The sequence below is a fragment of the Nocardioides panzhihuensis genome, assembly GCF_013408335.1.
Lineage (GTDB): Bacteria > Actinomycetota > Actinomycetes > Propionibacteriales > Nocardioidaceae > Nocardioides > Nocardioides panzhihuensis.
In genome coordinates this window covers 58535-74160 of the sequence record NZ_JACBZR010000001.1, presented here as the reverse complement: position 1 = coordinate 74160, position 15626 = coordinate 58535, and the positions used below count along the sequence as shown (strand labels likewise).

General features: G+C 67.2%; 13 protein-coding genes. 6 read left to right on the top strand and 7 right to left on the bottom strand.

Annotation, left to right across the window (positions count from 1 at the left end; genetic code table 11):
- Nucleotides 1–32 precede the first annotated feature (32 nt).
- Complete coding sequence (locus BJ988_RS00290) at nt 33–2432, bottom strand: hypothetical protein (RefSeq protein WP_179656137.1); 2400 nt, start codon at nt 2430–2432, stop codon at nt 33–35.
- Between the two features lie 198 nt (nt 2433–2630).
- Nucleotides 2631–4220, bottom strand: a complete 1590-nt coding sequence (locus BJ988_RS00285; protein ID WP_343051368.1) for a sulfatase-like hydrolase/transferase — start codon at nt 4218–4220, stop codon at nt 2631–2633.
- Between the two features lie 135 nt (nt 4221–4355).
- Between BJ988_RS00285 and BJ988_RS00280 the strand changes: the two genes are divergently transcribed.
- The 4 genes from BJ988_RS00280 to BJ988_RS00265 all read left to right on the top strand — a co-directional run bounded on the left by BJ988_RS00280 (nt 4356) and on the right by BJ988_RS00265 (nt 9095).
- On the top strand, nt 4356–5459 hold the full coding sequence (locus tag BJ988_RS00280) for a glycosyltransferase (protein WP_179656136.1): 1104 nt from the start codon (nt 4356–4358) through the stop codon (nt 5457–5459).
- 108 nt (nt 5460–5567) lie between these two features.
- Entirely contained in the window at nt 5568–6287 is a 720-nt protein-coding gene (locus BJ988_RS00275; protein WP_179656135.1) for a succinate dehydrogenase/fumarate reductase transmembrane subunit, read from the top strand.
- A 13-nt stretch (nt 6288–6300) separates the two neighbouring features.
- Entirely contained in the window at nt 6301–8355 is a 2055-nt protein-coding gene (locus BJ988_RS00270) for a fumarate reductase/succinate dehydrogenase flavoprotein subunit (protein ID WP_179656134.1), read from the top strand.
- Nucleotides 8355–9095 carry a succinate dehydrogenase/fumarate reductase iron-sulfur subunit gene (locus BJ988_RS00265; protein ID WP_179656133.1) on the top strand — a complete coding sequence of 247 codons (741 nt, stop codon included), beginning with the start codon at nt 8355–8357 and terminating at the stop codon, nt 9093–9095. Before BJ988_RS00270 ends, BJ988_RS00265 begins: the two co-directional genes overlap by 1 nt.
- Nucleotides 9096–9234: 139 nt before the next feature.
- Here the strand turns inward: BJ988_RS00265 and BJ988_RS00260 are convergent, their stop codons facing one another.
- Complete coding sequence (locus tag BJ988_RS00260; RefSeq protein WP_218860476.1) at nt 9235–9663, bottom strand: organic hydroperoxide resistance protein; 429 nt, start codon at nt 9661–9663, stop codon at nt 9235–9237.
- A 36-nt stretch (nt 9664–9699) separates the two neighbouring features.
- Here BJ988_RS00260 and BJ988_RS00255 point away from each other — a divergent pair, with 36 nt between their 5' ends.
- Nucleotides 9700–10161: a MarR family winged helix-turn-helix transcriptional regulator gene (locus BJ988_RS00255; RefSeq protein ID WP_179656131.1), complete on the top strand. Its 462-nt coding sequence runs from the start codon at nt 9700–9702 to the stop codon at nt 10159–10161.
- An 8-nt stretch (nt 10162–10169) separates the two neighbouring features.
- Here BJ988_RS00255 and BJ988_RS00250 read toward each other — a convergent pair whose 3' ends face one another.
- The 4 genes from BJ988_RS00250 to trpS are packed head-to-tail and all read right to left on the bottom strand — an operon-like array spanning nt 10170 to nt 12903.
- The gene (locus tag BJ988_RS00250) at nt 10170–10394 is read right to left on the bottom strand and encodes an SCO4848 family membrane protein (RefSeq protein ID WP_141791899.1); all 225 of its coding nucleotides are present in this window, start codon (nt 10392–10394) and stop codon (nt 10170–10172) included.
- Nucleotides 10375–11277, bottom strand: a complete 903-nt coding sequence (locus BJ988_RS00245; RefSeq protein ID WP_179656130.1) for a YihY/virulence factor BrkB family protein — start codon at nt 11275–11277, stop codon at nt 10375–10377. The genes BJ988_RS00250 and BJ988_RS00245 overlap by 20 nt, the downstream gene beginning before the upstream one ends.
- 51 nt (nt 11278–11328) lie before the next feature.
- Nucleotides 11329–11853, bottom strand: coding sequence for a 2'-5' RNA ligase family protein (locus BJ988_RS00240; protein ID WP_179656129.1), 525 nt, complete (start codon nt 11851–11853; stop codon nt 11329–11331).
- 12 nt (nt 11854–11865) lie between these two features.
- On the bottom strand, nt 11866–12903 hold the full coding sequence (trpS, locus tag BJ988_RS00235; RefSeq protein ID WP_179656128.1) for a tryptophan--tRNA ligase: 1038 nt from the start codon (nt 12901–12903) through the stop codon (nt 11866–11868).
- 465 nt (nt 12904–13368) lie between these two features.
- Here trpS and ggpS point away from each other — a divergent pair, with 465 nt between their 5' ends.
- Complete coding sequence (ggpS, locus tag BJ988_RS00230; RefSeq protein WP_179656127.1) at nt 13369–15624, top strand: glucosylglycerol-phosphate synthase; 2256 nt, start codon at nt 13369–13371, stop codon at nt 15622–15624.
- The last annotated feature ends 2 nt before the right edge of the window (nt 15625–15626 follow it).

Sequence of the window (15626 nt, the reverse complement as noted above, 5' to 3'; positions counted from 1 at the left end):
ACCCGGCGAGCGCCGGGCGAGCCTCCCGCGGGTCAGTTGAGGATCGGCTCGGTGTCGAGTCGAACGTGGTCGATGGCCCAGTACCAGTCGTTCATGGCGTTGAAGAGCCGGAAGTCGACCTTCATCGAGGTCGCTCCGGCCGGCACGTCGACGGGCAGGTTGACGGTCTTGTTCCCCTGACTGAGATCGGGCGTGTTGGCCGCCGTCCAGTGGACCAGCCGCACCCTCTGACCGGTGTCGAACTCGACGGTGACCTCGGCCTCCTGCGGCTCCTCCTCGCGGTAGTGGTTGTCCCAGGCGAGGTAGACGCGCGAGGTCCCGGCCGGGATCGGCGCGCTGGGCGTGGTGAGCGTCGAGTCGAAGCGGCCACGGCTCTCCGGGTCGTTCACGTCGTCCCACTCGTCGGGGTCGGCCACCGCCACGACGTTGCGGCCCAGGGTGAAGCCGCTGCGGTCCTGGTCGTCACCGTTCTGCCAGAACGCCTTGGTCATCAGCGACCAGCCGTTCATCTCCCTGGTGCCGGTCGGCATGTCCGGGGAGTTGGTGATCGTCCAGCCCGCGGGCGTGGTCTTGGTCCAACCGAGGACGTTCGCGTTAGCCGGCATGTTGTGCTCGACGCCCGGCTGCAGCTGCGAGGCCACCGACTCGAAGTCCTGGTAGACGAGGTAGTCGGCAGGGTCGACCGGAGGCGGCGGCGGAGCTGTCTTGAAGGTGCTCGAGATCGCCGCCCCCGGCTTGCCCCAGGTGTTGTACGGGGTGACGCGCACCTCGTACTCCGTGTTGCCCTTCAGGTCCCGGACGGCGTGGCCGCGGGTTGCCGGCAGCGGGAGGATGTAGAAGCCGGACCACTGCTTGAAGTCGGCGACGGTCGCGCCGGTGGCCTTCTCGGTCACCTGATAGCGGTAGAGATGGACGATGTCCTGTACGTCGTTGGCCGCCGGCTTCGCCTGCGGGAAGGACACCTGGGCGGTGTCCTCCTTGACGTCGGAGACGGTCACGGCAGCGCCCGCGGGCCACTTCGGGCCGGCGGTCTCAGCGGCGCGGCGGTCGGTGTAGGGGAAGTTGCGCTGCGGGTTCTTGATCGCTTCCTCGACGTCCCACTTCCAGGTCTGGTCGATCCATCGGCCGGCCTGCAGGTCGTAGTTCTTGACGGTGACGACGCTTCCGGCGACCTCGACGACCGAGGTCTGCGCGTTGTTGCCCGCGTCGTTCGGCGTGGTGTCGTTGTCGACGCCGCTCTCCATCTCGAAGTAGGCCAACGGTGGCGCGTTCACCGTCGTGAAGCCCCCGTCCTGCCAGATCGAGGTGGAGATGTTGTTGGGCGTGTGGATGTGTCCGCCCCAGACGACGGCCTGGGGGAAGTCGTCGAAGACCGACTCGAAGGTGTCGCCGCAGCCCTCCGACAGCCCCGCTCCGTACCACTCGTTCGAGACGTAGTGCGTGCACTTGAGGGGGTGGTGCACGAGCACGAACACCGGACGGTCGGGGTGCTCGGCGGTGTTGGCGGCCAGACGGGTGTGCAGCCAGTCGCGTGCGTAGGCATAGTCGCCGGTGCTGCGCTGGGTCGGCCGTCCGGTCTCCTCGTCGAGCTCGCCGGAGCCGGGTGAGACCGTGATGAAGTGGTAGCCGTTGATCACGTAGTCGGCGTTGGGCCGCTGACCACCGGTCGCCTGGGTGAACAGGTCGTAGCCAGTCATACCCGAGCCGATGTCGTGGTTGCCCAGCGCCGCCACGAGGGAGATGTCGTCCTTGCCGTCACCGTTCTCGTCGAGACGGCGGTCCAGCACCTCCTTCAGACCGGCGTACTCACCCGCGGTGGCGTTGTTCGTCAGGTCGCCGACGAACAGCGACGCGTCGAGGTCCTGCTCGTGGTAGAGGTCGAAGGCCTTGTCCAGGTCGCGCCACTCGTTGTGGATGTCGCCGAGGGAGCCGAAGGTCACCTGCGGCTGGTTGTCGTTGGCGGCGCGTCGCGCAGCGGCGGCGCGGGCCTTCTCGACCTCGGCGTCGTCGCCGGCCACGACCTCGAACTCCTCGAAGTCGACGGTGCCGTCGTCACCGACGGCCGAGTAGTTGATCTTGTAGTCGCCGGCGATCTGAGGAGTGAACTCGTAGACCGGTGCGCTCTTGCTGCCGGTCGGAGAGATCTCGGCAGTCACGCCGTCCGGCGAGGCTACCGACACGGCGTAGTCACCGGTACGGAACGAGCTGCTCTCCTGGGTCGGCACCGGCTCGGGGATGCGGAAGCTCTCGCCGACCGCCGCCTTGGGTCTCACGGCGTCCTGCAACCGCACCTGTTCGGCGAGCAGCGTGAAGGCCGGACCGTCTGCCTCGGCTCGTTCCTGGGCGACGACGGTGCTGCCACCCGCGATCGCAACAGTCGCGAGGGCGCCGGCGACAAGCCGCGCACCCCACGATCGTCTGATGGGAATCATCGTTCTCCTCGTCTCGGACTGAGCCCCGGTCGGGCACCGGGCACTTGTCTGGACAAGTCCATCGGAGCGAGGTGGCGTACGGCTGTCCGACTGGAGCCTGAATCTGCGGCCGGCAGGTGAAATATCCGTGACGCGATGCGGCAAACCGCCATGGTTGCCACATCGGAGGCCTTCGGACGCGGCTCGGGGGCGCGGCGCCTACAGACCGGCGAGATCGAGCGGGCGGTCGGCCGCGTACATCTTCTTGGGGCAGCCGTCCCCGGAGCAGTCGCGATACTTGTCGGCCAGGCCCGCGAGGCGCGAGAGTGTCTTGGCGTGGGCCGGATCATCGGCGAGGTTGTTCATCTCATAGGGGTCGGCCACCCGGTCATAGAGCTCGATGCCGCCGCTGTTGAGCTCGACGTAGGTCCACCGGCCCACGCGCACGCCGGACCAGAGCCGCGAGGTCCCGTCGGAGGTCGGCCATGCCTCGATCGGGATGACGCGGGTCTGCTCGGGCGCACTCAGCCACGGGAGGATGTCGATGCCGTCGGGCTCGTGCGGGTCGTCGGCACCGGCCGCCGCGAGCAGCGTCGTGGCGATGTCGGGATTCGTGAGCGGCGTCCCCACCTCACGCCCCTTGGGCACCCCCGGCCCCCTCATCAGCACCGGGATCCCGAGGGTCTCCTGGTAGTACCAGAGCTTGCCGTTGAAGTTGTGGTAGCCGCTCGAGAACCCGTTGTCGGAGGTGAAGACGACCAGCGTCCGCGCCAGCTCATCGCTCGTCTTCAAACCCTCGAGGAGAGAGGCGATGTTGCGGTCCAGGCTGCGCGCCGCCTCGATCCGCCGCTGATAGGAGATCCGGTAGGCGTCCTTCTCGATCTGGGTCGGTCGCTTCCGCGACGGCGAGCCCTTGGGGAACTCCCGACGGTCCTCCGGAAACAGGTTGGGCTGCGGCGGGATCGGCTTGTCGGCGTACACGTCTCGGTCCTGCTCGTCCGGGACGGGAACACCGACCGAGCCCTTGGTGCCCGGGAAGCGCTGCTTGGGGTCGCCCTTCTCCGTCGGACCACCGATGTGCGGCGCGACATAGTTGACCCACTGGAACCACGGCTTCACCTGGCCCTCCGGGTCGACCCCTGCTCGGGCATCTCTCTTCTTGGCGTCCTTCAGCGCGGCTTGAGCCTGCTGGGTGATGACGGTGGTCGAGTAACCCTTCGGCTTGACCAGGCGTCCGTTGACGTTGAACTTCGTGCCCAGGTAGTTGTAGGTCGACGGGTCGACGGTCGCACGCCACTCGTCCCACCCCGGGGGTACGTCGCGCCGGGTCCCGTCCTGGCCGTACTCGTTGAGGTACTTCCCGGTGAACAGCGTGGTGTAGCCCGCATCCTGCAGCGAGGTGGCCAGGGTCTCGGAGTCGTCGAAGGACGGGTAGCCGCCGTCGGGACCGTGGATGGTGTGGGCGCCGTGGTTGTGGGCGTACTGCCCCGAGAGCAGCGAGGCTCGGGCCGGCACGCAGATGGGCGTCGGCGCGACCGCGTCGGTGAAGGTCACCCCGCTCTCGCCGACCAGCCGCTGCACGCTCGGCAGGTAGTCCATGTCGATGGAGGAGAGGTCGTCGACCGTGATCATCAGCAGGTTGGGCTTCTCGACCGGCATCTCGAAGGCCGGGGTCTTGGTCGAGGCCTGCCCAGCGACACGCTCGGCGGACGGCTTCTGCGTCGGCGCCTCACCGCAGCCCGTGATCCCCACGAGCCCGGCAACCGCGAGCGCAGCCGAGAATGTCCGGATCCGTCTGGATACCGCCACTGATAGTCCTCATCACCCTGGTCGTCGTCGCTGGGCCCGACCGGCCACCCGTAAAGCCTGCCACTATGCCGATGGTTCATCCCAGATCAACGCACGTGTCGCGCTCTCGCCACCCCGGAGCAGGACGCTGGTGGCATGAAGATGGCACTGGTCACCGAGAGCTTCTTTCCCACCATCGATGGTGTCACGACCACGGTGAAGGCCATCGCCGACCACATGATCGAGTCGGGCCACGAGGTGCGATTCATCGCGCCCGGCCCAGGCCTGCCGGTCTACCGCAACAGCCGTGTCGTCCGGGTCTCGCCGATCGCCAAGACGGGCCGTCAGGTACGCGACGCACTGGAGTCCTTCGAGCCGGACGTCGTGGTCAGCTTCGATCCGGGGCGCCTGGGCCGCAAGGCACTCTCGTCCCCGAGCGCGGCCGCTGCGACCACGCTGGTCGTCCAGCAGTCCCCCGTCTCCCCCAAGGCGGCGCTCACCTGGAACACCTCCATCGCCGCGTACGCCGACGAGATCTTTGTCACAAGCGAGTGGCTGCGCCGCGTGCTCGCCGCGATCGACGTCCGTGCCGAGATCTGGGAGCCCGGGGTCGACACGGCCGCCTTCTCCCCCAGCCTGCGCGACGACTGGCTGCACCGCCGGTGGTCCAAGGCGAAGTCCCGCCCCACCCCGCTGGTCGTGGTCGGCTACGCCGGCAACCTGGCCAGGAGCCACGGCGTACGCCGCCTCGCCGAGCTGACCACCGTGCCCGGAATCCGCCTGGTGATCATCGGGGACGGACCGCAGCGCGGATGGCTCAAGCAGCGCATCCCGCAGGCGAAGCTGACCGGACCTCTGGGCACCGGTGACATGGCCGTCGCGCTCGCCTCGCTCGACGTACTCGTCCACCCGGGCGAGGAGGAGGGTTGCGGTCACATCCTGCGAGAGGCCGCGGCTAGCGCCATCCCGGTGATCGCTCCGCGCGCCGGCGCGGCCGCCGAGATCGTCCAGCACATGGAGACCGGAGTGCTCTACGACCCGGCGCGCAGCCGCGAGCTCGCCGACGCGGTCGCCTCGGTGGTCTCCGACCCGCGTCGACGTCTGCTCGGCGACCGTGGTCGCGAGCTGGTCGCGACGCGCCCCTGGAGCGACGCCGTCGACGAGTTGCGGACCCGGCTTGTCTCGCTCGATGCGGCCCGCTCCTCACGACCTCACGCCACAGCGGCGAAGAATGCCCGGCCGCCTGTTAGGCTTGCCTAACTCAGCACGGCGATACTCGCCAGTAACCTCCCCCGCCCCGGCAGAGACTGAAATGTCACATACTCCCTGCGTACAAGTTCGGGTAGCGGGAGTAGTAGCGTGCGTGCCGTGGCAACCACGACTCTGATCAAAGGCGCGCGGTCGACGCGCTCGACGATCGCCCTGAAGCTCCTTATGGCGGCCAGCGGCATCGTCTTCATCCTGTTTGTGCTCCTACACATGTACGGCAACCTCAAAGCCTTCAGTGGCGAGCTGGCCTACAACGAGTATGCCGAGCACCTGCGTACGTTCGGGGAGCCGATGCTGCCTTACGGCGGCCTCCTCTGGATCCTGCGAGTGGTGCTGCTGGCGTCGCTGGTGGCTCACGTCGGTGCGGCGGTAGCGCTCTCGATGCGTGCCCACGCGCAGCGGCCGGTGAAGTACGCGGTGAAGAAGAACAAGGCTTCGTCGCTCTCCTCGCGCACCATGCGCTGGGGCGGCGTGGCCCTGCTCCTCTTCGTCGTCTGGCACCTGCTCCAGTTCACCATCGTGAAGATCAACGTGGGCGAGGGCGGACAGGCTGCGGACGTCACGGAGAACCCGTACCGACTGCTGACCGCGGCGTTCCAGCCCGAGCAGTGGTGGATGGTCCTCATCTACATGTTCGCGATGCTCGCGCTCGCCTTCCACCTGCACCACGGCACCTTCAGCGCCATCCAGACGCTCGGGTTCACCAACACCGCTGAGTCGCGTGCCAGGGCCCGCGTCGCCGGCTGGGTCGTCGCGATCGTGGTCGCCGGCGGCTTCTCGCTGGTCCCCCTGTTCACCGTCTTCGGCGTCATCTCGTAAGGACATCTGACACATGGCTGCTGGAACCCACTACCTGCCCGGCCTCACCCCGACCAACGAGGCACCGGTCCAGAAATCCGACGACGCCGCGGGCTACTACGTGCTCGGCGAGAAGCTCGTCGACCCGAAGACGCCCACCGGGCCGATCGCGGACCGTTGGACGACCCGCAAGTTCGAGAACCGGCTCGTCAACCCGGCCAACCGGCGCAAGCTCGACGTCATCATCGTCGGCACCGGACTCGCGGGCGGCGCCGCTGCCGCCACGCTCGGCGAAGCCGGCTACAACGTGAAGTCCTTCTGCTACCAAGACTCCCCGCGTCGTGCTCACTCGATCGCCGCGCAGGGCGGTATCAACGCCTCGAAGAACTACAAGTCCGACGGCGACTCCGACTACCGGCTCTTCTACGACACGGTCAAGGGCGGCGACTACCGCTCGCGCGAGTCGAACGTCTACCGCCTCGCCGAGGTCTCGACCAACATCATCGACCAGTGCGTGGCGCAGGGCGTCCCCTTCGCCCGCGAGTACGGCGGCCTGCTGGACAACCGCTCCTTCGGTGGCGTCCAGGTCTCGCGTACCTTCTATGCACGCGGTCAGACCGGCCAGCAGCTGCTGCTCGGCGCCTACCAGGCCATGGAGCGCCAGGTCGCTGCCGGCACCGTCGAGCAGTTCACCCGCCACGAGATGCTCGACGTGATCATCGTCGACGACCGTGCCCGCGGCATCGTGGCCCGCAACATGGTCACCGGCGAGATCGAGACCCACCTGGCCGACGCGGTCGTGCTGGCCACCGGCGGCTACGGCAACGTCTTCTACCTCTCGACCAACGCGATGGGGTCGAACGTCATGGCCGCATGGCGTGCGCACCGCAAGGGCGCCTACATGGCCAACCCCTGCTACACGCAGATCCACCCGACCTGCATCCCGGTCACCGGCGCGCACCAGTCGAAGCTGACCCTGATGTCGGAGTCGCTGCGTAACGACGGCCGCATCTGGGTCCCGAAGAACGCCGAGGACTGCACCAAGGACCCGCGCAACATCCCCGAGGCCGACCGCGACTACTTCCTGGAGCGGATCTACCCGGCGTTCGGCAACCTGGTCCCCCGCGACATCGCCTCGCGTGCCGCGAAGTACATGTGCGACGAGGGCCGCGGCGTCGGCCCGGAGGTCGAGGAGACCCAGCCCGACGGCTCCGTGAAGAAGTTCCGCCGCGGCGTCTACCTCGATCTCGGTGCCGCGATCGAGCGCCTCGGCAAGGACAAGATCGAGGAGAAGTACGACAACCTCCTCGACATGTACGAGCGGATCACCGGCGAGAACCCCTACGAGGTGCCGATGCGGATCTACCCCGCCGTGCACTACGTCATGGGTGGCCTCTGGGTCGACTACGAGCTCCAGACCAGCGTCACCGGCCTGTTCTGCACCGGCGAGGCGAACTTCTCCGACCACGGCGCGAACCGCCTCGGTGCCTCGGCGCTGATGCAGGGTCTCGCCGACGGCTACTTCGTGCTGCCGAACACCATCACCGACTACCTCGCCGACGGGCCGTTCGACAAGATCGACGAGTCCCACCCGGCTGTGGTGGAGGCTCTCGACGGGGTCACGTCCCGGGTCGAGAAGCTGATGAGCATCAACGGTGAGCGCTCCGTGGAGTCCATCCACAAGGAGCTCGGTCAGATCATGTGGGAATACTGCGGGATGGACCGCCGCGAGGAGGGCCTGAAGACGGCCATCGGCCTGATCCGAGAGCTCAAGAAGGAGTTCTGGACCAACGTCAAGGTCCTCGGCTCCGCCGAGTCGCTCAACCAGGACCTCGAGAAGGCCAACCGCGTCGCGGACTTCATCGAGCTCGGTGAGCTCATGTGCATCGACGCGCTCAACCGCCGCGAGTCCTGCGGCGGCCACTTCCGCGGCGAGTCCCAGACGGACGAGGGCGAGGCCATGCGTCACGACGACGAGTTCGCCTACGTCGCGGCCTGGGAGTTCGGTGGCGAGGACGGCGCCCCGATCCTCCACAAGGAAGACCTGATCTACACCGCCATCGAGATGAAGCAGAGGTCGTACAAGTAATGAAGCTGACGCTCAAGATCTGGCGGCAGGCCAACGCGTCCGACAAGGGTGCGATCAAGACGTACGAGCTGGACGGCGTCTCGCAGGACATGTCCTTCCTCGAGATGCTCGACCTGCTCAACGAGCAGCTCCTGCACAACGACGAGGAGCCGGTCGCGTTCGACTCCGACTGTCGCGAGGGCATCTGCGGCACGTGCTCGCTGATGATCAACGGCGAGGCGCACGGCCCGGAGGTCACCACGACCTGCCAGCTGCACATGCGCTCGTTCAAGGACGGCGACACGATCACCATCGAGCCGTGGCGCGCCTCGTCGTTCCCGATCGTCAGGGACCTGATCGTCGACCGCTCCGCGTTCGACCGGATCATCCAGAACGGCGGCTACATCTCGGCCAACACCGGCTCGGCCCCCGAGGCCAACTCGGTGCCGGCACCGCGCGACAAGGCCATGCGGGCGTTCAACACGGCCACCTGCATCGGCTGCGGCGCGTGCGTCGCCGCCTGCCCCAACGGCTCCGCCTCGCTGTTCCTCGGCGCGAAGATCACCCACCTCGGTGAGCTGCCGCAGGGCCAGCCGGAGCGCTACTCCCGCGTGCAGACCATGCTGGCCCAGCACGACGCCGAGGGCTTCGGTGGCTGCACCAACATCGGTGAGTGCGCCTCCGCCTGCCCCAAGGAGATCCCGCTCGACGTGATCTCGCAGCTCAACAAGGATCTGCGCAACTCGATGATCCTCGGCTGACCGTCTGGTCCCCAGATAGCGGAAGGGCCGCTCTCCCACGGGAGAGCGGCCCTTCTGCCATGCCGAGACGTCACGCCCGTCGGCCGAGACGTCACAGCCGTGCCATCTCGGCCGACGTAAGTGACGCCTCGGCAGGACTTCAGGCGACGGTGAGCTCGACCTCGATGTTGCCGCGGGTGGCGTTGGAGTAGGGGCAGACCTGGTGGGCCTGCTCGGCGAGCTGCTGAGCGGTCTCGGCATCGGTGCCGGGGATGGTCACCTCGAGCTGGACAGCGAGGCCGAAGCCGCCCTGGCCGTTGTCGCCGATGCTCACGTCGGCGACGACCTCGGAGTCGGTCATGTCGACCTTGGCCTTGCCGGCGACCAGCTTGAGGGCGGAGTGGAAGCAGGCGGCGTACCCAGCGGCGAAGAGCTGCTCGGGGTTGGTGGCGCCGCCGGCGCCACCCATCTCCTTGGGGATGCGGACGTCGGCGTCGATGAGGCCGTCGGTGGACTGGACATGGCCGTTGCGGGCGTCGCCGGTGCTGACTGCGGAAGCGGTGTAGATCGGTGTCATGTGCACAACCATATTGTGCACAACTTAATAGCGCAAGGGGGTAGACTCATGAATGTGTCCGGACGTACCTATCCGCAGCTCGCACTCGACCTGCAGCTCTGCTTTCCCCTGTACGCAGCGACCCGAGCCGTCACGAAGCGCTACGCGACGCTGCTCGAGGGGACGGGGCTCACCTATCCGCAGTATCTGGTGATGCTGGTGCTCTGGGATGGCGAGGAGCCGCTCTCGGTCACCTCCCTCGGCCAGCGCCTGCGGCTCGACTCCGGCACCCTGACGCCGCTGCTCAAGCGCCTCGAGGCCGCCGGTCAGGTGCGACGCGAACGCGACCCCGGCGACGAGCGTCGTGTGCTGGTCAGCCTGACCGAGGACGGCCGGGCTCTGGAGGAGCAGGTCTCCGGCGTCCCTCAGCAGCTCGGCGCATCGATGGGGATCACCCGTGACGAGGCGCTCGCGCTGCGCGACCAGCTCACCGAGCTGGTCGACCACCTCGACACGGCCGAGTCCGCCTGAGGATAGATCTATCCCCTGGTCAGCAGCCGCTGCACGCCCAGCTTGATCAGCAGGCCACCGAGGAGGACGTCGACCACCACGAGCACCGCGTGGGCGATGTAGTAGGGCTTGGGACGGGTCTGCTCCGGGTCCTTGGCGGTCTTGACGAGGTTGCGGCCGAAGTTGGTCCAGATCGCGATCGTCCAGATCCCGATCACCAGGAGGAGCGCGCCGTCAGTCTTCTCGAGCTTCATGATCCGACTCTCTCACGTCGGCGGGAGTCGCCCCGACATGGGCGAAGCAGGCGGCGTAGAGGATCACCATCGAGGTGTAGTGGATCCAGACCACGAGGATGAGGGCGATGCCGAAGGCCTGGAAGGCCGGCTGCCCCTGGGTCGCGTTCAGCAGGAGGGTCGAGGCCTGCTTGAGGATCTCGAAGCCGATCGCGCCGAGCAGCGCACCTGCCCACAGGGCTCGCTTCGGGGTGTCCTTCTGGGGCGCGAGGTGGAACATCGAGAAGAAGAGCAGGGTGTTGGCGGCCAGGCCGAGCACCAGGGTGAGCAGCACGATCAGCCAGCCGAAGCCTTCGTCGAGGCCGATCCACTCCAAGACGTTGACCGAGAAGGTCCGGATGAGGCCGGTGGCCGCGACCGCGACCAGCAGGATCAGGCCGAGCACGACCAGCGCGACCAGGTCACGTGCCTTCGCCGCCAGGAAGCCCGGCTGCTCCTCGTCCGGCACCATGAAGACCGCCTCCAGCGCTTTGCGGAGGCCGTCGACGAAGCCGAGCCCGGCGTAGAGCAGACCGAAGACACCGATGATCCCGACGGTGCCGGCGGCGCTCTCGATGTCGGCGATCTTCAGCTGCCCGGCACCGTCGCCGACGAGCCCAGGCAGGACTTGGTCGATCGCCTCGACCAGATCGCTCTCGGCACCGGCGTACACCTTGGCGATCTGTCCCACGGCGAAGAACGCGAGCGCCAGGATCGGGAAGGTCGACAAGAAGCCGAAGTAGGTCATGGCCCCGGCCTGCTGGGCCGCTCCGACCTCACCGTAGTGCTCCTGCGTACGCAGCACCCGGTCCAGTGCCGGAAAGCGCTCGCGTAGCTCGGCGATCTTCGCCTTGATCTTCTCCATGAGTACCCCCGAGGTCCCATCCGTTGATCGTGGGCGGGAAGCGAGCCCGCCTCAGCCGGTAAGTGCTGCTCTCAGTGCGAACTCCCGAGTCGGGCGCCAGCCGTCCGCGTCGTCGTGCACGTAGAGGTGGAACTCCTCGACCGTCCACTCGCACTCGAAGTCGGCCAGCTCACCGAAAGCCTTGTCGAGGCTAGCGTCGGGAAGGTCGTGAGCGATCGTGACATGCGGGTGATAGGGAAACGTGAGCTTCTGATCGAGCGGCCCCTGCCGGACGGTGTTGGCCAGCTGCTCACAGCCCGAGATGCCCTGCACCACGGCGACGAACACCACCGGCGAGACCGGCCGGAAGGTGCCGGTGCCGCGCAGGTGCACGCCGAACGGCGCGACTCTCGCAGCGGCGGACTCGAGGTGGCTCTCGACGTCCAGCAGGAGATCGTCGTGGATCTCCGTCGGCGGCACAAGCGTGATGTGCGTCGGGATCATGGTTGCCGTCGCGTCCCCGAGAGACGTCCGGTAGTCCTGGAGCTGGCTTGCCCATGGCTCCGGGATAGCGATGGCAACACCGATGGTGCGCATGCGCCGACCTTACTAGCCGAGCGGCGTCGCGGGGGCCACAAGACCAACCCGCTCGTAGACGTCGGCCAGAGTCCTGCGGGCGACCACGCCTGCCTTCTCCGCACCCTGCGCCAGGATGCCGTCGAGATAGGCCCGGTCCTCGAGGATCTGATGCGTCTTCTCCCGGAACGGCGTGACGTAGTCGACGACGACCTCGGCGAGATCCTTCTTCAGGTCGCCGTAGCCCTTGCCGGCGTACTTGCCGACCAGGGTCTCGATGTCGGTCCCGGTCAGCGCGGAGTAGATCCGAAGCAGGTTGGAGACGCCCGGCTTGGACTCCTCGTCGAAGCGGATCTCCATCTCCGAGTCGGTGACCGCGGAGCGGATCTTCTTCGCCGAGGCCTTCGGGTCGTCGAGCATGTCGATCAGTCCGCTCGGGCTCGACGCCGACTTGGACATCTTGATCGCCGGGTCCTGGAGGTCGTAGATCTTCGCGACCTCCTTGAGGATGTAGGGCTCGGGCAGCCGGAATGTCTTCTTGTAGCGGCTGTTGAACCGCTGCGCGAGGTCCCGGGTCAGCTCGAGGTGCTGCCGCTGGTCCTCGCCCACAGGGACGTACGCCGGGCGGTAGAGCAGGATGTCGGCGGCCATCAGCATGGGGTAGGAGAAGAGGCCGACGGAAGCGGCACCTTCACCACCCTTGGCGGACTTGTCCTTGAACTGAGTCATCCTCCGGGCCTCGCCGAAGGAGGTGATGCACTGCATCACCCAGCCGAGCTGGGCGTGCTCAGGAATGTGGGACTGGACGAAGATGGCGGACCGCTCCGGGTCGACACCGGCGGCCAGGAGCTGGGCGGCAGCCCGCCGCGTACGCTCCCGGAGCACCTTCGGGTCCTGCTCGACGGTGATCGCGTGCAGGTCTGCGATGAAGAAGAACGGCTCGTGCTCCTCCTGCAGCGTCACCCACTGCCGGACCGCACCGAGATAGTTGCCGAGGTGGTAGGAGTCCGCGGTCGGCTGGATGCCGGAGAGGACCCTGGGCCTGGTCGTAGGAGCGGTGCTGCCGGTCATGTGCGCATTCTGTCAGCCACCCGCCGAAAGGCTCGAAATGGTGGGAGGAAGTGTATCGAGGACCGATCTGTACGAACTGTGGATCCTGCCCGCGGCACCGATCTGCGTGCCGGCCATGGGCCTCGGCGCCCCCCGTGATCAACGTCGAGGACCATGGTCGCCCGCAGTCTTGAAGGCCGCGGGCAGGATCCGCATGACTCATCAACGACAGATCCTCGATGGGGTTATCGAACAGATCCAGCCAATTATTACGAGTTTGTGGACCTCTTGAGGGCCTCTACTCAGCCGGATTCGATGGCCCGTCAATTCCCCGTTCCCGCCGTGACACCATCCCCTGTTAACGTGTTGGGTCGACCCGCGGATCCTCCAAGGGGTCCGCAGCCTCGGGCCAGCTGCCGAATCGGCCTCGAGGCCAGGCGACCCTCGAGGAGACTTGTGAACCCCACGTCCGCTGCCAATGCACGCATGCTGCTTGCGACCGACCTGGATGGAACCTTCCTAGCCGGCGACCCCGAGGCGAAGGTCAAGCTGTATCAAACGTTGAGCCGCCGCGAGGACGTACTTCTGTCTTTCGTCACCGGTCGAGGACTCGAGTCGGTGCTGCCGTTGCTGGCCGACCCGACCATCCCGACGCCCGACTTCATCATCTGCGATGTCGGGGCCACCATCGTGACCGGACACGACCTGCTCGCCGTCGAGCCCATCCAGCAGGAGATCGCCGCCAAGTGGCCCGGTGAGCTCACCGTGCTCGAGAAGATCGGCGACCGCCCCGGACTGGTGCGCCAGAACGTGCCCCAGGACCGCCGGGTCTCCTACTTCTGCGACCCCGAGGCGGTCACCGACGACCTCGCGCCGCTGGTCGCACAGATCGGCTGCGACCTGCTCTACTCCGCCAGCCACTATCTCGACGTGCTCCCCGGTGGGATCAACAAGGGACACACCGTCACGAAGCTCGTCGAGCACCTCGGCATCTCCAAGGACCGCGTCCTGGTCGCGGGCGACACCCTCAACGACCTGGCGATGTACGACATCGGGTTCCCGGGGGTCTGCGTCGGCGAGGCCGAGGACCTGCTCCTGGAGGCCACCCGCGGCAAGGAGCGTACGTTCCACGCCACTGCCCCCGGCACCGGCGGGATCCTGCAGGCGATCAGCCATTTCAACCTGCTCGACGACGAGCACATCTTCGACCCGGAGAACGACGCCGACGACCCGGGCAAGTCCGACCTCGTCATGGTCTACCACCGCCTCCCCTATGACGAGGTCATCGAGGACGGGGAGGTCAAGCGCCGGCGGCCGAAGTCGCCCAACGGCATCATCCCGACGCTGTTGTCCTTCTTCACCGAACGGACCGGATCCTGGGTCGCCTGGTCGATCGACGACCCCAAGCGCGAGAAGTTCGCCACCCACACCGTGGTCGACCCCAAGCTCTATCCGGGCCTGGTGGCCTCCCGCCTGCCGCTGTCGAAGAAGGACGTCGACGTCTTCTACAAGCGCTTCTCCAAAGAGGCGTTCTGGCCGCTGCTGCACACCTTCTGGGAGCGCGCGAAGTTCAAGGAGGAGGACTGGCAGGTCTACTGCCGGGTGAACCGGGCCTTCGCCGAGCAGGCGGCGGCCGAGGCGGCGTACGGGGGCATCGTCTGGATCCACGACTACAACCTGTGGATGGTCCCGGCCTACCTGCGCGAGATGCGGCCGGACGTGAAGATCGCCTTCCTGCACCACACCCACTTCCCCGGCGCGGACGTGTTCAACGTGGTGCCGTGGCGCCGCGAGATCATCGGCTCGCTGCTGCAGTGCGACTACATCTCGTTCCACATCCCCCGCCAGGTCGAGAACTTCGTCGACGTGGCCCGCGGTGTAGCGCCGGTCGAAGTGATCGAGACGGAGGACTGTGCTCCCCGCTTCCGGACGTACGGCTTCGCGCTGGGTCTCGACGTCATGCCGTCGGTCATCGACGTCGGTGGACGGCGGGTGCACCTGGGTGCCAACCCGGTCAGCGTCGACACCAAGCGGATCGAGGACACCCTGGCCTCCTCGGCAGTGCAGACCTCGATCGCTCGGGTGAAGGACGAGTTCGAGGGGCAGCGGATCGCGCTGGCCGTCTCGCGGCTCGACTACACCAAGGGCGTGCTCCAGCAGCTCGAGGCCTTCGAACGGGCGCTGGTCGAGGACCCGTCGTTGCTGGGCGAGCTGTCCCTTGTGCTGGTCTGCGTGCCTGCGGCCGGCGAGATGACCGTCTACAAGACGCTGCAGAATCAGATCGAGCAGGCCGTCGGGCGGATCAACGGCCAGTTCTCGCGGATGGGCTGGATGCCGGTCCACTTCTACTTCCGGCCGATCCCGTTCGAGGAGCTGCTGGCCTACTACGCCAACGCCGACGTCATGTGGATCACCCCGCTGCGCGACGGTCTCAACCTGGTCGCGAAGGAGTACGTCTCCGTCCAAGGCCTCCTCGGCACGAGCGGCACCCTGGTGCTCTCCGAGTTCGCCGGGGCGGCCGCCGAGCTGCGCGGCGCGGTGCTGACCAACCCCCACGACGTCTCCGACATGGTCCGGGTCTTCCTGCAGGCGGTCGACATGGACGAGGCCGAGGCCAAGGACCGGATGCGCGGGCTGTGGGACACCGTGCGCCACCACGACTCCAAGGCCTGGGCAGACGGGTTCCTCGCAGCGGTCGAGAAGGCCACCGCCACCGATCCTGGTGACGAGGTCGAGCTCTAGCC

Bases quoted from the DNA above. Each gene is read 5' to 3' on its own strand.
- BJ988_RS00265 (WP_179656133.1), top strand. From the start codon at position 8,355: ATGAAGCTGACGCTCAAGATCTGGCGGCAGGCCAACGCGTCCGACAAG.
- BJ988_RS00240 (WP_179656129.1), bottom strand. From the start codon at position 11,853: ATGCGCACCATCGGTGTTGCCATCGCTATCCCGGAGCCATGGGCAAGC.
- BJ988_RS00280 (WP_179656136.1), top strand. From the start codon at position 4,356: ATGAAGATGGCACTGGTCACCGAGAGCTTCTTTCCCACCATCGATGGT.
- BJ988_RS00255 (WP_179656131.1), top strand. From the start codon at position 9,700: ATGAATGTGTCCGGACGTACCTATCCGCAGCTCGCACTCGACCTGCAG.
- BJ988_RS00270 (WP_179656134.1), top strand. From the start codon at position 6,301: ATGGCTGCTGGAACCCACTACCTGCCCGGCCTCACCCCGACCAACGAG.
- BJ988_RS00260 (WP_218860476.1), bottom strand. From the start codon at position 9,663: ATGGTTGTGCACATGACACCGATCTACACCGCTTCCGCAGTCAGCACC.
- BJ988_RS00290 (WP_179656137.1), bottom strand. From the start codon at position 2,432: ATGATTCCCATCAGACGATCGTGGGGTGCGCGGCTTGTCGCCGGCGCC.
- ggpS (WP_179656127.1), top strand. From the start codon at position 13,369: ATGCTGCTTGCGACCGACCTGGATGGAACCTTCCTAGCCGGCGACCCC.
- BJ988_RS00245 (WP_179656130.1), bottom strand. From the start codon at position 11,277: ATGGAGAAGATCAAGGCGAAGATCGCCGAGCTACGCGAGCGCTTTCCG.
- trpS (WP_179656128.1), bottom strand. From the start codon at position 12,903: ATGACCGGCAGCACCGCTCCTACGACCAGGCCCAGGGTCCTCTCCGGC.
- BJ988_RS00250 (WP_141791899.1), bottom strand. From the start codon at position 10,394: ATGAAGCTCGAGAAGACTGACGGCGCGCTCCTCCTGGTGATCGGGATC.